Origin of the sequence: Pseudomonas donghuensis, assembly GCF_000696345.2 — a bacterium.
GTDB lineage: Bacteria > Pseudomonadota > Gammaproteobacteria > Pseudomonadales > Pseudomonadaceae > Aquipseudomonas > Aquipseudomonas donghuensis.
Genome location: NZ_CP071706.1, coordinates 1,584,408 through 1,602,540 on the forward strand (window position 1 = coordinate 1,584,408; position 18,133 = coordinate 1,602,540).

The window sequence follows — 18,133 nt, forward strand, 5'->3', positions numbered from 1 at the left end:
TGGCTGGGGGGCGCCTGCGCGCGGAAAAGTGTTTATCATAAGCGTCTATTTGCCTAGCTTGCCACGGACACCATGACCGAGAACGACTATCTGCTCGCCTGGGGCCTCTATGCCCTTGCCGCCTTGGGATGCCTGCTGGTGGGCTTTCGCCTGACTGGCTGGATGTGGCGCTGGCTGCGTGAACCGCTGCGGGTACTGATGGCGGTACTGCTGCTGACCCCGACCATCGTCGACCCGGTCAAGGAAAAATTCGCCCCGGCCATCGCCATTGCCGCCCTCGATACCCTGTTCAAGGTCGGCAACAACGCCCTGCGCGCCGCAGCCGACCTGGCCATGTACGGCATGATCGCGTTCGCCTTGTATGCACTGTTCGTGTTCATCCGCTGGCCGCTGGAGCGGCGCGCCAAGGCCCGCCGTGAGCAGGCCGAAGCGGCCGCCCAGCGTGAAGCCCAGGAGCCTGTGAGCGATGAGCCGTTCGCCGCCGACCGCAGCGACCGCTACCGTAACCCGCCACCTGCAGCGCCGCTGGGCGGCAGCGGCACGCGGGTCGAGCCGCGTCTGTAGGATTTGCCCGGAGCAGCCAAGCATGTGTGAACTACTGGGCATGAGCGCCAATGTGCCGACCGACATCGTTTTCAGCTTCACCGGGCTGATGCAGCGTGGCGGGCGCACCGGCCCGCACCGTGACGGCTGGGGCATCGCCTTCTACGAAGGCCGTGGCCTGCGCCTGTTCCAGGACCCGGCGGCGAGCTGCGAGTCGGAAGTCGCCAACCTGGTGCAACGCTACCCGATCAAGAGCGAGGTGGTGATCGGCCACATTCGCCAGGCCAATGTCGGCAAGGTCAGCCTGTCCAACACCCATCCGTTCGTACGCGAGCTGTGGGGCCGCAACTGGTGCTTTGCGCACAACGGCCAGCTCGGTGAGTTCAAGGGCCAGGCGAGCTTCTACCGACCGATCGGCGACACTGACAGCGAAGCGGCGTTCTGCGACCTGCTCAACCGTGTGCGCGAAGCCTTCCCCGAGCCGGTTGAGGTCGAGCAACTGCTGCCGGTACTGGTCGCGGCCTGCGCCGAATACCGTGGCAAGGGCGTGTTCAACTGCCTGTTCAGCGATGGCGACTGGCTGTTCTGCTTCTGCTCGACCAAGCTGGTGCACATAACCCGCCGTGCGCCGTTCGGCCCGGCACGGCTGAAGGACGTCGACATGATCGTCGACTTCCAGGCTGAAACCACCCCTAACGATGTGGTCACGGTGATCGCCACCGAGGCCCTCACCGAGAACGAAACCTGGCACCGCTACGCGCCTGGCCAGTGGGCCTTGTGGCGCCGTGGCGAGTGCATCGCCGAAGGTCAGGCCAGCTAAGGATCAGCCCCATGTTCAGAAGTTACCTGCGCTTGCTGTTGTTTACCTGCGGTTTACTGGTTGGCCTGCAAGTGCCGGGCTATATCGTCGATTATGGCCAGCGGGTCGAGGCGCACCTGCTCGAATCGCGCGAAGGCCTCAAGGGCTTTGAAGACACCGCCAAACGCTTTTTCAACGGCGACCTGCAGGCGCTGCTGGGCCATTACCGCAGCAGCGACGACCCGGTGTTCACCAGCGATGCCAACAGCATCGAAAGCCTGTTGATCCGCAACCGCCAGTTCGAGCAGGAATGGCAGATTCTGCAAGGCCCGTGGCTGGCGAAAACCTGGCATGTGCTGGTCACCGCCAACCCGCAACTGCGCGAAGAAACCCTCAACGGCTACCGCTACCAGATCCTCCTCAACCCCGAGGCCCTGGCCTGGGGCCTGAGCTGCGCGCTGGTGTTGGCGCTGGTGGTCGAAAGCCTGCTGCTGTTGCTTGGCTGGGTCGCACTTGGCGGGCGGCGCAAGGCGGTGCAGGAGAGCTGGCGCTAAACCAGCACGATGCGCTGCGGCCCGGCATCGCGGGCGTAGCGCTCCAGCACGTTGCGGCACAGTTGCACCACCTCATCGACCAGCTCGACACCGGTCTGCCAGGCCACCACCAGCTCCAGGCTCGGTGGTTGCTGGGCCAGCGGCAACAGGATCAGTTCGCCACGGGCCAGTTCTTCGCTGACCAGCGCTGGCGGCAGGGCGCCGATGCCAAAGCCGTCACGCAGCAAGCGGGTAATCGCCGCCACCGAATTCACGCAGTTCAGCCGTGGCGCGCCGACGCCTTCGGCCTGTAGCAGGCTGAGCACTTCCTGGTGCGGACGCGAGTTCTTCGAGAAGGTGACGATGCGCTCGCGGGCCAGGTCCGCCAGCGAGGCGTAGTCGCGGTTGTAGATCGACTGGCGGGCGACGATCCAGCCCATGGGATAGCGCGCCAGGTCCAGGCTGCGGATCGATTCCTGGCGCAACAGGTCGGTTTGCAGAATCACATCGAGAAAGCCTTTTTGCAGCTGTTCGCGCAAGTTAAGCGCGGTATCGGCGATCAGTTCGATTTCCACCTGCGGGTAGCGCTCCATCAGCTCCGACACCAGCGGGCTCATCCAGGTGTGGATCACCGTGTCCATCACGCCGATGCGAATGCGCCCGACCTTGGCCCGGTCGCTGTCCAGCGATTGTTTGAGGGCCTTGGCGGTGTCGAGCATCTGTTCGGCGTATTCCAGCACCTTGCTGCCTTCCGGGGTCAGGCTCACGCCGCGTGAGTCGCGCAACAGCAACCTGACCCCGAGGTCGGCCTCCAGCGCCGCGATACGGCTGGAGATCGACGCCTGGGTGGTGAAGAGCTTTTCGGCGGTCAGGCGAAAGCTCTTGAGCCGGGCCACCCAGACGAAGGTTTCGAGGAATTTGAGGTTCATGGCGCGCTCACTGATCAAGTTTTTCTTATGCCAGACAGCTGGTTTTTCTCGTTGGACGACAACCTGCGCCCGTCGAAAAATGATCCTCAGGCCGCGACATATGCTGTCGTCGTTAAAACAATACCAACAAGCTGAGGCAACCATGAACCCATCGGGCGTGCAGCAACAGGTCAAACCCAGGTCAGTGGCGGGACCATTCGACTGGTACCGCAACATCAACAAGCAGGAACGCCGGACCTTCTGGAGCTGCAAGATCGGCTACGGCCTGGATGGCATGGACACGCAGATGCTCAGCTTCGTCATCCCCACCCTGATCGCCCTGTGGGGCATCACCACCGCCGAGGCCGGGCTGATTCACACCAGCACCCTGATCGCCTCGGCCCTGGGCGGCTGGATCGCCGGCATTCTCTCCGACCGCATCGGCCGCGTGCGCACCCTGCAACTGACGGTGTTGTGGTTTGCATTTTTTACCTTCCTCTGCGGCTTTGCCCAGAACTACGAACAACTGCTGATCGCCCGTACCCTGATGGGCTTTGGCTTTGGCGGTGAGTGGACGGCCGGCGCAGTGCTGATCGGCGAGGTGATCCGCGCCCAGGACCGTGGCAAGGCGGTCGGCATGGTGCAGTCCGGCTGGGCCATTGGCTGGGGGCTGACGGCGATCCTGTATGCCGTGCTGTTCTCGCTGTTGCCGCCGGAAGACGCCTGGCGTGCGCTGTTCCTGCTGGGCATCGTACCGGCGGTGTTCGTGATTTTTGTCCGGCGCCTGGTCAAGGACCCGGAGATCTACCAGCAGGCCAGGGCCGCCGAGAAAACCGAAGCACCTTCGCATTTTTATGAGATCTTCGCTCCGGGCATGCTCTTCACCACTATTCGCGCTTCGTTGCTGACCACCGGCGCCCTGGGCGGTTACTACGCCATCACCTCGTGGCTGCCGACCTTTCTCAAGAACGAACGGGGCCTGAGCGTGCTGGGTACCGGCGGCTACCTGGCGATGGTGATCTTCGGCTCCTACATCGGCTACGTGATCAGTGCCTACCTGACCGACCTGTTGGGCCGGAAAAAGAACTTCATCCTGTTCGCCGTCGGCTCGTTCATCATTGTCCTGCTTTACACCCAGATGCCGGTCAGTGACGGCGTGATGCTCTGGCTGGGCTTCCCCCTGGGCTTCTTCGCCTCGGGGATCTTCAGCGGCATGGGCGCGTTTCTTACCGAACTGTTCCCCACCCGCATCCGCGGCTCGGGCCAGGGCTTTTGCTACAACATCGGCCGCGCCCTGGCGGCGTTCTTCCCGCTGCTGATCGGTTTGCTCAGCCAGAAGATTCCGCTGGGCCTGGGTATCGGCGGATTTGCCGCAGTGTCCTACGGAGTGGTAATTCTGGCAGCACTGAGCCTGCCGGAAACCCGCGGCAAACAACTTGAAGCCCGTTAAGGCCGAGCCTGAAGGAGTATCACTCGTGAGCCGCCTGTTACTGAATTGCGATATGGGTGAAAGTTTTGGCAGCTGGACCATGGGCCTGGACGCCCAGGTCATGCCCAATGTTGATTGCGCCAACATCGCCTGCGGCTTCCACGCCGGCGACCCCGGGATCATGCGCAAGACCGTGGCCCTGGCCGTGGCCAACCAGGTGCGCATCGGCGCCCACCCGGCCTACCAGGACCTGGTCGGCTTCGGCCGTCGCTCCATGGCCTGCAGTGCCGAAGAGATTCGCGACCTGCTGCATTACCAGATCGGCGCCCTGGACGGCATTTGCCGCACCCAGGGGACGCAGGTTGCCTACGTCAAACCCCACGGCGCGCTGTACAACGACATGATGGCCGACCCGCTCAAGCTGCGTGCCGTGCTGGAAGCTGTGGCCGCCTATGACCGGCAACTGCCGCTGATGCTGATGGCCACCGCCGACAACAGCGCGGCCCAGGCCCTGGGTGATGAGTACGGCGTGACCCTGTGGTTCGAGGCTTTTGCCGACCGCGCCTATGACGCCAGCGGCCACCTGGTGTCGCGGCGCTTGCCGGGGGCGGTGCATCACGATCCGGCGCTGATCGTCGAACAGGCTTTGCGCTTGGCCCGGGGCGAGCCGCTGATTGCCAGCGATGGCAGCGCGCTGCTGCTGCAGGCCGATACCTTGTGCGTGCATGGTGACAACGACAGCTCGATTGCTGCCGTCCGGCAGATCCGTCAGGCCCTCGATGCCCAGGCGGTGCCATGAACTACCGTATTGAAGTGGTAGCCATCGACTGCCTGATGGTGCGCCTGTTCGATCGCATCGACGAAAGCAACATGCCGTGGATGCTCGCCGCCAGCCAGCGCTTGCGCAGCGCGTTTGCCGAATGTCTGGTTGATCTGGTGCCGTCCTATACCACGCTGATGGTGCAGTTCGACTTGCTCCAGATGTCGCCAGCCGAGGCTCAGGCCTGCATCCGCGAAGCGCTCAGCGACCTGCAAGCGGACGCTGGCAGCGGCGGTCGTGAGCATGAGATCCCGGTGTGGTACGACCTGAGCGTCGGCCCGGAACTGAAATTATTGGCCGAGCGTTGCCAGACCTCGCTGGCAGACATCATTCGCCGTCACAGCGAGCGTGAGTACCAGGTCTTCGCCCTTGGCTTTGTCCCCGGCTTCGCCTTCATGGGCCTGGTCGAAGAGGCACTGGCCGCGCCGCGCCTGGCCACCCCGCGCAAACGCGTGGCGGCCGGCAGCGTGGGGATTGCCGAGCGGCAGACCGCCGCTTATCCAGCGGTTTCTCCTGGCGGCTGGAACCTGATCGGGCGCACCCCGAGCAAACTCTTTGACCGTCAGCGCGAGGGCTACAGCCTGCTGCAGCCGGGTGACCGGGTGCGCTTCGTGGCGGTTGAGCGTGCGACCTTCCTTAACCTGGGCGGCGACGATACGCCGCTGGAGGCACAGGCATGAGCCGGTTGTCGATCGAGGCCAGCACGCCGCTGTGCCTGTTGCAGGATGCCGGGCGCTTTGGCGTGCGCCACCTGGGTGTGACTCAGGGCGGGGCGCTGGACTGGGTGTCGATGCGCTGGGCCAACTGGCTGCTGGGCAACGCGCCCGAGGCTGCGGTGGTCGAGGTCACCCTCGGTGGTTTCAGCCTGATTGCCGAGCAGGACTGCTGCCTGGCCCTGGCCGGCGCCGACCTCGACGCACGCCTCGATGGCCAGCCGCTCAAGCCCTGGCGCAGTTTCAGCATGAGCAAGGGCCAGCGCCTGCGTTTGAACTCGCCGTTGCACGGGGCCCGCGCATACATCGCCGCGCCGGGCGGGTTCAAGGCGCCGCAGGTGCTGGGCAGTTGTGCCAGCGTGGTGCGTGAAGAGCTCGGCGGGCTGGATGGTTTGGGCTCGCCGCTGGCCAAGGGGCAACCGCTGGAATATGCCGGCGTGGCGAAAGCGCTCAAAGAAGTGCCGGAGGCGTTGTGGCCGGACTTTACCGACAGGGCGCCGCTTGATCTGTTGCTCGGCGCGCAGATCGGCGATTTTAGCGGCCTGAGCCTGTTCGAGGTCTTCAACCGCGACTGGACCCTCGACAGCCGCGCTGATCGCATGGGCATCCGCCTGTTGGGGCCGGCCTTGCAGTACCAGGGCCCGGCGATGGTCTCCGAGGGTATCCCGTTGGGCGCGGTGCAGGTGCCGCCGGATGGCCAGCCAATCGTGCTGCTCAATGACCGGCAGACCATTGGTGGTTATCCGCGCTTGGGGGCGTTGACGCCGCTGGCGCTGGCGAGAATGGCGCAGATGCTGCCGGGGCACGTGGTACGGTTCCGGCCGGTGGTGCAGGAGATGGCGTGGCTTGAGCAGCGGGCATTTCTTGAGAGGTTTGTTGGCTGAGCGGGCCTCATCGCTGGCAAGCCAGCTCCCACAGGTGAATGCAAACCTCTGTGGGAGCCGGCCTTGCCGGCGATGGGGCGCGTAGCGGCCCCGTGTCTACTTGGACAAAAACCGCATCCCTTCCTCCAGCCCGCGCAAGGTCAACGGGAACATCCGCTCCTCGACCAGCTCGCGAACGATGTTGGTCGATGCCGTATAGCCCCAGGTGTCCTTTGGGTAGGGGTTGATCCAGATGAGCTTCTTGTACTTCTCCATGAACCGCTGCATCCACACGTAACCGGCTTCCTCGTTCCAGTGCTCGACGCTGCCCCCCGGCTGGGTGATTTCGTAGGGCGCCATGGCCGCGTCACCGACGAACACCACCTTGTAGTCGGCGCCGTACTTGTGCAGCAGGTCCAGGGTCGAGGTGCGCTCGGAGGTACGGCGCAGGTTGTTCTTCCACACCGACTCGTAGACGAAGTTGTGGAAGTAGTAATACTCCAGGTGCTTGAACTCGGTCTTGCAGGCCGAGAACAGCTCTTCGCAGATCTTCACGTGGGCGTCCATCGAGCCGCCGATGTCGAACAGCAGCAGCAACTTGACGCTGTTGCGCCGCTCCGGGCGCATCTGGATGTTGAGCAGGCCGGCATCGCGGGCGGTGTGGTCGATGGTGCCGTCGATATCCAGCTCTTCGGCCGCACCCTGGCGGGCGAACTTGCGCAGCCGGCGCAAGGCCAGCTTGATGTTGCGCGTGCCCAGTTCGACCTGGTCGTCGAGGTTCTTGTACTCGCGCTGATCCCAGACCTTGACCGCCTTGCCCTGGCGCTTGCCGGCATCGCCGACGCGGATGCCCTCGGGGTTGAAACCGCCCGAGCCGAACGGGCTGGTGCCGCCAGTGCCGATCCACTTGTTGCCGCCGGCGTGGCGTTCCTTTTGCTCTTCCAGGCGCTTCTTGAACTCTTCGATGAGCTTGTCGAGGCCGCCCAGGGACTGGATCTGCGCGCGTTCTTCGTCGCTCAGCGAGCGCTCGAACTCCTTGCGCAGCCAGTCCTCGGGAATCAAGGCTTCCAGGTGCTGGTTGAGGTTCTCAAGACCCTTGAAATAGGCCGAGAAGGCCCGGTCGAACTTGTCGAAATGGCGCTCGTCCTTGACCAGGATGGCCCGCGACAAGTAGTAGAACTCGTCCATGTCGGCAAAGGTCACGCGCTGCTTGAGGGCATTGAGCAAATCAAGCAGCTCGCGCACCGACACCGGCACCTTGGCCGCGCGCATTTCATTGAACAGATTGAGCAGCATGGCTATTGCTCCCGGCTCAGCGGTTACCGCGACGGCTCATGAAGGCCAGGCGCTCGAGCAACTGCACGTCCTGTTCGTTCTTGACCAGGGCCCCGGCCAGCGGCGGGATGGCCTTGGTCGGGTCGCGTTCGCGCAGCACCGCTTCGCCGATGTTGTCGGCCATCAGCAGCTTGAGCCAGTCGACCAGTTCGGAGGTGGACGGCTTTTTCTTCAGGCCCGGCACCTTGCGCACGTCGAAGAACACGTCCAGCGCTTCGCTGACCAGGTCCTTCTTGATGTTCGGGTAGTGCACATCGACGATCTGCTGCAGGGTGTCGCGGTCGGGGAAGGCGATGTAGTGGAAGAAGCAGCGGCGCAGGAAGGCGTCCGGCAGCTCTTTTTCGTTGTTCGAGGTAATGATGATGATCGGGCGCTGCTTGGCCTTGATCGTCTCGTTGGTTTCGTAAACGTAGAACTCCATCCTGTCCAGTTCCTGCAACAGGTCGTTGGGGAACTCGATGTCGGCCTTGTCGATTTCGTCGATCAGCAGAATGACCCGCTCGTCGGACTCGAAGGCCTCCCAGAGCTTGCCTTTCTTCAGGTAGTTGCGCACGTCGTGCACCTTGTCGACGCCCAGTTGCGAGTCGCGCAGGCGGCTGACCGCGTCGTACTCGTAGAGCCCCTGGTGGGCCTTGGTGGTCGACTTGATGTGCCAGGTGATCAGCTTGGCGCCAAAGGATTCGGCCAACTGCTCGGCAAGCATGGTCTTGCCGGTGCCCGGTTCACCCTTGACCAGCAGCGGCCGCTCCAGGGTGATCGCTGCGTTGACTGCCAGTTTCAGGTCGTCTGTTGCGACATAAGCGCTGGTGCCTTCGAACTTCATGAACCGATCCTCTAACGTAGCGCCGGGGGTACATGGCCCCAGGCGGAAAAATTGTCATGCACGACTATAACGCGGGCTCCGGGCGACTGGGAACGCAGACGGCCCATTCAGTCTCTGAATGGACCGTCACTCGGTGACTCAGTCAACCTTGGGTGGCGTTTGTTCATAGTTGGCGTTGAAGGCCTGGACAAAGCCATTGCGCAGGATCTGCAAAAACGCCTCGAAGGCGCTGATATCGCGTTTATGCACGCTGCCTCTGAGCGCTACGCGGGTGGCGAACTGGTTCTTGCGCTGGTTCTTGAGCGCGGTTTCGCTGCCGCCGACCAGAGCTTCCCAGATCGAGCGGAAAAAGCCCTTGTCCTTGCTCTGAACGTCCTGTTGCCAGTTGAACACATCGACGTCGCGCAGCAACGGCTTGATGTAGCCGTTGAGCTGGCCGTTGCTGGCTTCGGCCTCGATCACCAGGTCGCCATGGCCGGCATTGAAGTCGAACTTGCCATAGGCACTGGCAAAATCGTTAAGCCGGCGCAACTCGATATCGGTGGCGCGCAAGCGAAACTTGAAGTCTTGGAAATCGCTGAAGGGGTCGAAGGTGGCGCTGCTTTCGACGCTGGCATCGCCGAGCAGGCGGGCCTTGCCGTCGAACGTGGCGTCGCGCCGGCCCTTGCGGTCCTCGACGTTGGTCAGGTTGCGGATGCTGGCATCGAGCCGGGTGGCCTTGAGGTTGACCGGCGGCGTGGAATTGAAGTTGCGAAAGCTCAGGATACCGTCGTCGATGCGGACTTCGTTGAGGGTGATGGGCAGCAGCTTTTCCAGTTGCTGACGCCAGTCGGTGCCCTGGCCGGTCTGCGAGGTCTGTTTGCTGGCACCGTCGACGAAGTTCAGTTGCGGCTTGAAGAAGGTCACTTGCGCCACTACCGCCTGGTTGTGCCACAGCGAATGCCAGCTGACCGACAGGTCGATCAAGGGTGCTTCGAGAAACGGCACCGGAACCTTGCCGCTGGTCTTGACGATGTTCAGGCCGTTGATCTTGTAGGCGCCGCGCCACAGGGCCAGGTCGACGTCGGCGATCTGCCCGCGGTATTCACCCATGTCGGCGAGCCTGTCGTTAAGGTAGTTGCGTACCAGCAGCGGCAGGGTCAGGTGCAGGGCCAGCAGTAACAGGGCGATGCTCAACAGCCCCCACAGGGGCCAGCGGTAGCGACGTTTCATCGGCGACGGTTTCCGGCAGGGTAGTGATCGGTTGACCCCCGTCAGCTTCAGGGGTTCGCCGGTTGTGGACGCATTGGCGCTGCAGGCTTACCCTTGAAGTTTTCCGCCCGGTGCATAAAAGGACCCCGCCATGAGCCGTATCTTTGCTGACAACGCGCATTCCATCGGCAATACGCCGCTGGTGCAGATCAACCGCATCGCCCCTCGCGGCGTCACCGTGCTGGCCAAGACCGAGGGCCGTAACCCCGGTTATTCGGTCAAGTGCCGGATCGGCGCGAACATGATCTGGGACGCTGAAAGCAGCGGCAAGCTCAAACCGGGCATGACCATCGTCGAACCGACCTCGGGCAACACCGGCATCGGCCTGGCCTTTGTTGCCGCCGCCCGGGGTTACAAGCTGCTGCTGACCATGCCGGCGTCGATGAGCATCGAGCGGCGCAAGGTGCTCAAGGCCCTGGGTGCGGAGTTGGTGCTCACAGAGCCGGCCAAGGGCATGAAAGGTGCAATTGAAAAAGCCAATGAAATCGTTGCTGGCGATCCGTCGGCTTACTTCCTGCCCGGCCAGTTCGAGAACCCGGCCAACCCGGCGATCCATGAGAAGACCACCGGCCCGGAAATCTGGAACGATACCGACGGCGCGGTCGATGTGCTGGTCGCCGGTGTCGGCACCGGCGGCACCATTACCGGGGTGTCGCGCTATATCAAGCGGACCCAGGGCAAGGCGATTCTCTCGGTAGCGGTCGAGCCGATCGTCTCGCCGGTGATCACCCAGGCCCGTGCCGGTGAAGAGATCAAGCCCAACCCGCACAAGATCCAGGGCATCGGTGCCGGTTTTGTGCCGAAGAACCTCGACTTGAGCATGGTCGATCAGGTCGAGCTGGTCAGTGACGAGGAGTCCAAGGCCATGGCCCTGCGCCTGATGCAGGAAGAGGGCATCCTCTGCGGTATTTCCTCCGGAGCGGCCATGGCTGCGGCGGTGCGCCTGGCGGAAAAGCCGGAGATGCAGGGCAAGACGATCGTCGTGATTCTGCCGGATTCTGGTGAGCGTTACCTGTCGAGCATGCTGTTTTCCGACCTGTTCACCGAGCAGGAAAACCAACAGTAAGTCGCGGCGGTGCTGATCCCGGGCAATAACCGGCGCCGCTGTTTGTTGCACAATCCTTAACACTGATTCCCGGTCCCGCAGGTTTTCACTGGGACCGGATCGGTTAATATGTTCGATTAATTCGGCAGTGATGGCCTGATCGAAATTCCAAGGAGTGTTGCATGACTTTTTCCTTTGTCGCCAAGGCAGGTGTATTGCTGCTGTTTTTCGGCAGCACGTTGTATGTGCACCTGCGCGGCAAGGCGCGTTTGCCATTGTTGCGCCAGTTCGTCAACCATTCGGCGCTGTTTGCCCCTTACAACGCCCTGATGTACCTGTTTTCCGGTGTGCCGTCCAAACCTTACCTGGAGCGCAAGCGCTTCCCCGAGCTCGACGTGCTCAAGGACAACTGGGAAGTCATCCGCGAAGAGGCCATGCACCTGTTCGACGAGGGTTACATCCGCGCAGCCGAAAAAGACAACGACGCCGGCTTCGGCTCGTTCTTCAAAAAGGGCTGGAAGCGTTTTTACCTGAAGTGGTACGACAAGCCGCTGCCCTCGGCCGAGGCGCTGTGCCCCAAGACCGTCGAGCTGGTCAACAGCATCCCCAACGTCAAGGGCGCGATGTTCGCCTTGCTGCCCGGCGGCAGTCACCTGAATCCGCACCGCGATCCGTTTGCCGGCTCCCTGCGTTATCACCTGGGCCTGTCGACGCCGAACTCCGACGATTGCCGGATCTACGTCGATGGTCAGGTGTATGCCTGGCGCGACGGTGAAGACGTGATGTTCGACGAAACCTATGTGCACTGGGTCAAGAACGAAACCGAAACCACCCGGGTGATCCTGTTCTGCGACGTCGAGCGGCCGCTCAACAGCCCGCTGATGACCCGCATCAACCGCAAGGTCAGTGCGTTCCTCGGCCGCGCCACCGCGCCGCAGAACACCGATGACGAACGCGTGGGCGGCATCAACCAGGCCTATGCCTGGAGCAAGCGCTTCAGCAACGTCATCAGCAACCGGGTCAAGCAGTTCAAACGGGCCAACCCCAAGGCCTACCGGGTGTTGCGTCCGGTGCTGGCGGTGGTGGTTGCCTATCTGCTGTACCGCTGGTTGTTCTGATTGTTTCGGGCCGCTTTGCGGCCCATCGCCGGCAAGGCCGGCATCTGCATTCACCACCGACTTGCCAGCCTGAAACAGGCTGGTCTATAGTCACCCCACTTCACCTCACCGAAGACCTGCTCATGCCAGCGTCCTGCCCATCCACCGTATTCGCTACCGCGCCTGACGCGGTTGTCGTTGTGCGTGGGAATCAGCAGCCGGCCATGATCAGTCACTACCCACCACCTGTCAGTAGCGTGGTCGTGTGCGTCGTCGCACCGCCAGCAGTGGTAGTGCTGGGCTAAGCGGCCAATCGCTGCGTCCCCACACACCTGCACCCTACTGAATACGGTTGGCTGCCCCTCGCGGGTAGCACCGTTCGGCTTATCTGCCCGAATTACAGGTGGCATTCATGTCTGTTCTATCGAAACAATCCGTGGTCTCGGCGGCCACTACCAGCCTGTTCGTCCTGCTCTGGAGTAGCGGGGCGATCGTCTCCAAGCTTGGCTTGGCTCACGCCAGCCCCTTTGCCTTCCTGCTGCTGCGTTCGGCCCTGGCCCTGGCGGGCCTGCTGTTGCTCAGCCCCTTGCTCAAGCTGCACTGGCCGCGCACCCGCCCGGCGGTGTTGCAAGCCCTGGCCACCGGTTGCGTGCTGCTGGGCGCTTATCAGATCTTCTACCTGCTGGCGCTCAACACCCACGTCACGCCCGGGGTCATGGCCACGGTCATGGGCGTGCAACCGATCCTCACCGTGGTGCTGATGGAACGCCAGCGTTCCTGGAGCCGGTTGTTCGGCCTGGGCCTGGGCTTGAGCGGCTTGATCATGGTGGTCTACCAAGGCATCAACCTCGGCGGTGTGTCGCTGGCCGGGATGCTGTTTGCCTTGCTGGCGCTGATGAGCATGACCTTTGGTTCGATCATGCAAAAGCGCATCACCAGTAACCCCATGGGCACCTTGCCACTGCAATACCTTGCCGGGCTGATGATGTGTGCAGTATTTGCGCCGTTTCAGCCGCTGCAGGTGGAACTGACCGACAGCTTCATCGGCGCCTTGCTGTGGATGGGCCTGGTGGTGTCGCTGTTGGCGACTTTGCTGTTGTACCGGTTGATCGCCAAGGGCAACCTGGTCAATGTCACCAGCCTGTTCTACCTGGTGCCGGCCGTCACTGCGGTGATGGACTACCTGATCTTCGGTAACCGCCTGGCGGCGCTCAGCTTGTTGGGCATGGGGCTGATCGTCATTGGCCTGCTGTTCGTGTTCCGCAAGCCCGCTGCCGCGCAGGCGCAACTGCAAGCTGACTAGCACTGCTTGCCGCCCGGCAAAACGCCGGGCGGCAAACCTGCGCCCTCAGGGCTACGGATTAACCTGTCAGGCGCGAACCGGCTTGCCAACCGCCGCAGGCTTGAGCACCAGCCACAACGCCACGGCAATCAACAGCCCGCCGTACAGATGCGCCAGCGACAACGGCTCATCCAGCAGCCAGGCGCCCCACAGCACACCGAAGGCCGGGATCATGAAGGTCACAGTGCTGGATTTGACCGGGCCGATCTCGCTGATCAGGCGAAAGTAAAGGATGTAGGCAAAGGCGGTACACACCAGCCCCAAGCCCAGCAGCGACCCCCACACCTCCCAACCGCCCCAGCTTGCCGGTGGTTGGGTCAGCACGCTGTAGCCGAACAACGGTAACAACAGCAAGGTCGCGCCCATCATGCTGCCCAGCGCCGACAAGCGGCTGTCGAGGCCGCCCTGGTGATCGAGCCAGCGCCGGGCCAGAAAACCGGCCAGGCCATAACAGGCGGTTGCCGCCAGGCACGAGAGGGCGCCTTGCAGCAGTTTCGCGTCAAACGCCACCGGGCCCGCGCCACTGAGTATGCCGACACCGAACAAACCAAGGAAAATGCCGCTGAGCTTGGCCAGGGTCAGTGGTTCACGAAAGCACAGCGCGCCAATCAGCACGCCCATCAACGGCGTGGTGGCATTGAAGATTGCCGAGTAGCCGGCCGGCAACACTTGGGCCGCCACTGAATACAGCGTGGCTGGAATCCCTGAGTTGATCATGCCCAGCACCAGACAGGCCCTGAGCTTGCCGTTGAAGTCCCAGCGCACCCGCAGCAGGGCAAGAATCACCAGCAGGCCGAGGCAGGCGATGGAGACACGGAAAAACGCCGTGGGCAAGGTGCCAAGCACCGGCGCAATGATGCGCATGAACAGAAAGCTCGCCCCCCAGACAGCAGCGAGTATCAACAGGCGGGTAATGGCGATGGGGCTCATGGGCTCTCCGGGTCCTTTGGGGGCAGGGCGCGAGTTTACGTTACAAACCGGGCCATGCTCTCTCCCTTTCTTGCGCTCAAATTCCGCGCTCGGCGAGTTTGGCCGATACACCCGCGCCAACAGGCTTTCCCTGCCCGTGGCGACTGGCTAAGCTCAGGCTTTGACATTCCCGCAGAGGTCTGACGTATGCCCCAGCAATGGCCGGCCGCCGATATCGCCCGGATGATCCTCGATGGCTTCGATGATTATCGTGAACATTTCCGGCAGATCACCGACGGCGCCCGCGAGCGGTTCGAGCAGGCCCAGTGGCAACAGACCCAAAGCGCCTCGGCGGCGCGCATCAACCTCTATGAGGAAAAGGTCAGCGAGGTCAGTGGCTGGCTGCGTCAGGGTTTCGAGGACGAGGTGCTGCTCGACGTCTCGCTGTGGCCGCTGGTCAAGAGTGCCTATATCGGCCTGATCGATCCGCGCCTGGACGATGAACTGTCGGAGACCTGGTACAACTCGATCTTCTGCAGCCTGTTCAGCCATGACCTGATCAGCGATGGCTGCATGTTCATCCACACCACCCGGCCATCGCTGCGCAGTCACGAGCGGGCGGCGCAAACCCGAATCTATCGGCCGCAAAGCGGCCTTGGCGCGTTGCTGGCGCAGGTCTTCGCCGACTACCGCTTCGATGTGCCGTACGCGGACCTTGCCGGCGACCTGGCGCGCCTTGAAGCGCAGCTGCGGGAAAACCTGCCGGACTGGGTGTGCAAGGACCCGGCCCTGGCCGTCGAGCTGTTTTCTTCGGTGCTGTACCGCAACAAGGGCGCCTACCTGGTCGGGCGCCTGTACACCCAGGACGAGCAATGGCCGCTGGTGATCCCGCTGTTGCACCGCGAAGGCCACGGCATCGAGATCGACGCGCTGATCACCGACGAAGCCGAGGTGTCGATCATCTTCTCCTTCACTCGTTCCTACTTCATGGTCGATGTGCCGGTACCGGCCGAGTTCGTCGGTTTTCTCAAACGCATCCTGCCGGGCAAGCACATCGCCGAGCTGTACACCTCGATCGGGTTCTACAAACACGGCAAATCGGAGTTCTACCGGGCCTTGATCAACCACCTGGCCGGCACCGATGACCGTTTCATCATGGCCCCGGGCGTGCGTGGCATGGTCATGAGCGTGTTTACCCTGCCGGGCTTCAACACCGTGTTCAAGATCATCAAGGACCGCTTCTCGCCGTCCAAGAGCGTCGATCGCGCTACGGTGATCGAAAAGTACCGCCTGGTAAAAAGCGTCGACCGCGTCGGGCGCATGGCCGATACCCAGGAGTTTGCCGATTTTCGCTTCCCCCTGAGCAAGTTCGAGCCTGAGTGCCTGGCCGAACTGCTGGAAGTGGCGCCGTCCACCGTCGAAGTGCACGGTGACACGGTGCTGATCCGCCACTGCTGGACCGAACGGCGCATGACCCCGCTCAACCTCTACCTGGAAAACGCCAACGACGCTCAGGTGCGCGAGGCCCTGGAGGACTATGGCCTGGCCATCAAGCAACTGGCAGCGGCGAATATCTTTCCGGGTGACATGCTGTTGAAGAACTTCGGCGTCACCCGCCACGGGCGCGTAGTGTTCTATGACTATGACGAGATCTGCTTTCTCACCGAGGTGAACTTCCGCTACATCCCGCCGCCGCGTTTCCCCGAGGATGAAATGGCCTCCGAGCCTTGGTATTCGATCGGGCCGTTGGATGTGTTTCCCGAGGAGTTCCCGCCGTTCCTGTTTGCCGATAGCGGTCAACGCCGCTTGTTCAGCCAGTTGCATGGCGAGTTGTACGATGCCGACTACTGGAAAAGCCTGCAGGCGGCGATCCGCGGCGGCAAGGTGATCGATGTGTTCCCGTATCGGCGCAAGTGCCGGGAGAGCTGAACAACATCGCGGGGCAAGCCCGCTCCCACAGGAATGAGGGTGAATCTGTGGGAGCGGGCTTGCCCCGCGATGCTTTCAGGCCGAGAAAATTCGTTGTACACCCACCCCATCAAGCACCGCATCGATCAGCGCACGAGCAATCTCGATATGCTGGCCGGCACCGGCGACGATGGCGCGGTCGTTGAGGGTGAGATGATCCAGCGATCGCTGACCGTGGCTTCAGCGCATCGCAGCAGTTGGCCGGCGTGCAGCAGGGCTTCTTCGGCGGGAATACCTTCGCGAACGTTGAACATGCGGTTGGTGCCGAACGGAGTGTTGGCGGTGGTTGCGTTGGATAGGCCGAGACTGGGGGGATCTGGGACAAGCTTTTTCATGATTGACCTCAAGTTATGAAGCAACCACGCCTCGCTGCTAAACGATGGGTGGCAGCTGTACGCGGGTTAGCAGACCGGTAACTCGAGGAACCCGGCGCACCCGAAGGCGCCCCACGTACAACCGCCATATAGCGTTGTGCCGTCGACATCGAGTAATGAGCCGGACTGCTAAATCCGATCGTTGGATTTTCCAACGACGGCAGCAGCCTAGGTTCTTGACGGGGTTGGCACAACAGAGCAACGGCGGCGAAAGTATGATTCAGAACGGTCTGACAGAAAACACTTACAACATTTCGATTTGTCGCTGTGTGAGCAGCCTGCACCGGACCTTGTGGGAGCGGGCTTGCCCCGCGATCGAGCGCGTAGCGGTCGTATGCCAGGCAACTCCTGGTTTGCTGACTGTACTGGCCTCATCGCGGGTCAAGCCCGCTCCTACAGCTGAATGCGGCCGCTACCCCTTCAAGCATTTCAACTCGCTGAAACTCTGCCGCACCTGGCCAAGCTTCTGCTCCAGGTGCTGGCGCTGTTGCTCGCTGCTCTGTGCCATCACATCCACCAGCAACCGCCGCGCCTCCTGCTCGGTGCGCTGGAAGGCGATCCGGTACTCCGGTGTCCACAGGCTTTCGCGCTTCTTCAGGAGGATTTCCAGGCGCGGCTCGAAGCTGTCGCTGTAACGCTGGTCCATGGCCGCGCTGAACTGCGCCTGCCAATGGGCGCGGTTGGCGATCCACTGGCGGTTCTGTTCACCCAGGCTTTGTGACCAGGTCATGACCCGCAGTTTCTGTTGCGCGCTGAGCTCGCCGAGCCAGGTGCTCAGGCGTTTTTCCATGCGCTCGGCGCGGCGTTCGATTTGCCGTGCAAGCGGTGTATTGACATATTTGGCCTGGCGCTCGCGGATGTCGTCGGCAAAGGCTTCGCGCATTTCCCGCACCTGCTCATCATCCATGCTGCGCAACAGTTCGGCGGCCGACGGGGTGATCTGCTCGGCAACCTTGGCAATGGCCTGGCGGGCTTCCTGGGTGCGTACCTGCAGTTGCTGGTCGGTCACCGCATTGCTGGCGACCATCGCCTGGATTTCGTCGATCCAGGTCAGGTAGCCGGGCAATTGCGTACGACAATGCCAGGCCAGTTGCTGTTTGAGTCGATCGTTGAGCCAGGTTTTCTGCTGGCGGTTCATGCTCAGGTAGTCGTTCAGCGACCAGGGCACCAGCATGTCGAGGTTGCGGTAGGCCAGGTCGACACGGTTGCAGGCGATGACCAGCAAGGCCGATATCACCAGCAACAGCACGGTGCGCAGGTACTTGGACAGGCAGGCGTACATGAGCGGATCCTTGCGAAGGCTTGCTTGTCTTTATAGAACAGGGCGCGCCTTCACGGTTCATTTTGCTGACGGGCCGTCATCGGCAACCGGGCGCAATCG

General features: G+C 62.5%; 18 protein-coding genes. 11 read left to right on the forward strand and 7 right to left on the reverse strand.

Annotated elements, in window-relative coordinates:
* Window positions 1–72: 72 nt before the first annotated feature.
* The 3 genes from BV82_RS07275 to BV82_RS07285 are packed head-to-tail and all read left to right on the forward strand — an operon-like array spanning window position 73 to window position 1,896.
* Entirely contained in the window at window positions 73–564 is a 492-nt protein-coding gene (locus tag BV82_RS07275; protein ID WP_010223120.1) for a hypothetical protein, read from the forward strand.
* A 22-nt stretch (window positions 565–586) separates the two neighbouring features.
* Window positions 587–1,363 carry a class II glutamine amidotransferase gene (locus tag BV82_RS07280; RefSeq protein ID WP_010223119.1) on the forward strand — a complete coding sequence of 259 codons (777 nt, stop codon included), beginning with the start codon at window positions 587–589 and terminating at the stop codon, window positions 1,361–1,363.
* Between the two features lie 11 nt (window positions 1,364–1,374).
* The gene (locus tag BV82_RS07285; RefSeq protein WP_036994182.1) at window positions 1,375–1,896 is read left to right on the forward strand and encodes a DUF2937 family protein; all 522 of its coding nucleotides are present in this window, start codon (window positions 1,375–1,377) and stop codon (window positions 1,894–1,896) included.
* On the opposite strand, the gene BV82_RS07290 is transcribed toward BV82_RS07285, so the two are convergent.
* A complete protein-coding gene (locus BV82_RS07290) occupies window positions 1,893–2,804 on the reverse strand; it encodes a LysR family transcriptional regulator (protein WP_036994183.1) in 912 nt (303 codons plus the stop codon). The two genes, BV82_RS07285 and BV82_RS07290, sit on opposite strands and share 4 nt — an antisense overlap.
* Window positions 2,805–2,946: 142 nt before the next feature.
* Here BV82_RS07290 and BV82_RS07295 point away from each other — a divergent pair, with 142 nt between their 5' ends.
* Genes BV82_RS07295 through BV82_RS07310 form a run of 4 tightly spaced genes read left to right on the forward strand, consistent with a single transcriptional unit; the run spans window position 2,947 to window position 6,629 of the window.
* Window positions 2,947–4,233, forward strand: coding sequence for an MFS transporter (locus BV82_RS07295; RefSeq protein WP_010223116.1), 1,287 nt, complete (start codon window positions 2,947–2,949; stop codon window positions 4,231–4,233).
* Window positions 4,234–4,258: 25 nt separating this feature from the next.
* Complete coding sequence (locus BV82_RS07300) at window positions 4,259–5,011, forward strand: 5-oxoprolinase subunit PxpA (protein ID WP_036994185.1); 753 nt, start codon at window positions 4,259–4,261, stop codon at window positions 5,009–5,011.
* A complete protein-coding gene (pxpB, locus tag BV82_RS07305) occupies window positions 5,008–5,712 on the forward strand; it encodes a 5-oxoprolinase subunit PxpB (protein ID WP_036994186.1) in 705 nt (234 codons plus the stop codon). Before BV82_RS07300 ends, pxpB begins: the two co-directional genes overlap by 4 nt.
* Window positions 5,709–6,629, forward strand: coding sequence for a 5-oxoprolinase subunit C family protein (locus BV82_RS07310; protein WP_036994188.1), 921 nt, complete (start codon window positions 5,709–5,711; stop codon window positions 6,627–6,629). The genes pxpB and BV82_RS07310 overlap by 4 nt, the downstream gene beginning before the upstream one ends.
* Before the next feature lie 96 nt (window positions 6,630–6,725).
* Here the strand turns inward: BV82_RS07310 and BV82_RS07315 are convergent, their stop codons facing one another.
* The 3 genes from BV82_RS07315 to BV82_RS07325 all read right to left on the reverse strand — a co-directional run bounded on the left by BV82_RS07315 (window position 6,726) and on the right by BV82_RS07325 (window position 9,978).
* Window positions 6,726–7,904, reverse strand: a complete 1,179-nt coding sequence (locus tag BV82_RS07315) for a vWA domain-containing protein (protein WP_036994189.1) — start codon at window positions 7,902–7,904, stop codon at window positions 6,726–6,728.
* A gap of 16 nt (window positions 7,905–7,920) precedes the next feature.
* Window positions 7,921–8,766 carry an AAA family ATPase gene (locus tag BV82_RS07320; protein WP_010223111.1) on the reverse strand — a complete coding sequence of 282 codons (846 nt, stop codon included), beginning with the start codon at window positions 8,764–8,766 and terminating at the stop codon, window positions 7,921–7,923.
* Between the two features lie 138 nt (window positions 8,767–8,904).
* Window positions 8,905–9,978, reverse strand: a complete 1,074-nt coding sequence (locus BV82_RS07325; protein WP_010223110.1) for a DUF748 domain-containing protein — start codon at window positions 9,976–9,978, stop codon at window positions 8,905–8,907.
* A 130-nt stretch (window positions 9,979–10,108) separates the two neighbouring features.
* Between BV82_RS07325 and cysK the strand changes: the two genes are divergently transcribed.
* The 3 genes from cysK (at window position 10,109) to BV82_RS07340 (ending at window position 13,462) form a co-directional block, all read left to right on the forward strand.
* The gene (gene cysK / locus BV82_RS07330) at window positions 10,109–11,083 is read left to right on the forward strand and encodes a cysteine synthase A (RefSeq protein WP_010223109.1); all 975 of its coding nucleotides are present in this window, start codon (window positions 10,109–10,111) and stop codon (window positions 11,081–11,083) included.
* Between the two features lie 161 nt (window positions 11,084–11,244).
* Window positions 11,245–12,180, forward strand: coding sequence for an aspartyl/asparaginyl beta-hydroxylase domain-containing protein (locus BV82_RS07335; RefSeq protein ID WP_036994191.1), 936 nt, complete (start codon window positions 11,245–11,247; stop codon window positions 12,178–12,180).
* Window positions 12,181–12,571: 391 nt separating this feature from the next.
* The gene (locus tag BV82_RS07340) at window positions 12,572–13,462 is read left to right on the forward strand and encodes a DMT family transporter (RefSeq protein ID WP_010223107.1); all 891 of its coding nucleotides are present in this window, start codon (window positions 12,572–12,574) and stop codon (window positions 13,460–13,462) included.
* A gap of 66 nt (window positions 13,463–13,528) precedes the next feature.
* On the opposite strand, the gene BV82_RS07345 is transcribed toward BV82_RS07340, so the two are convergent.
* Window positions 13,529–14,431, reverse strand: coding sequence for a DMT family transporter (locus tag BV82_RS07345; protein ID WP_036994194.1), 903 nt, complete (start codon window positions 14,429–14,431; stop codon window positions 13,529–13,531).
* A gap of 186 nt (window positions 14,432–14,617) precedes the next feature.
* On the opposite strand from BV82_RS07345, the gene aceK reads away from it, so the two are divergent.
* The gene (gene aceK / locus BV82_RS07350) at window positions 14,618–16,339 is read left to right on the forward strand and encodes a bifunctional isocitrate dehydrogenase kinase/phosphatase (RefSeq protein ID WP_010223105.1); all 1,722 of its coding nucleotides are present in this window, start codon (window positions 14,618–14,620) and stop codon (window positions 16,337–16,339) included.
* 125 nt (window positions 16,340–16,464) lie between these two features.
* Here the strand turns inward: aceK and BV82_RS07355 are convergent, their stop codons facing one another.
* Both BV82_RS07355 and BV82_RS07360 read right to left on the reverse strand, forming a co-directional pair.
* Window positions 16,465–16,713, reverse strand: a complete 249-nt coding sequence (locus BV82_RS07355) for a hypothetical protein (protein WP_145997585.1) — start codon at window positions 16,711–16,713, stop codon at window positions 16,465–16,467.
* A gap of 451 nt (window positions 16,714–17,164) precedes the next feature.
* Window positions 17,165–18,034 carry a DUF6279 family lipoprotein gene (locus BV82_RS07360; RefSeq protein ID WP_036994197.1) on the reverse strand — a complete coding sequence of 290 codons (870 nt, stop codon included), beginning with the start codon at window positions 18,032–18,034 and terminating at the stop codon, window positions 17,165–17,167.
* Window positions 18,035–18,133 lie beyond the last annotated feature (99 nt).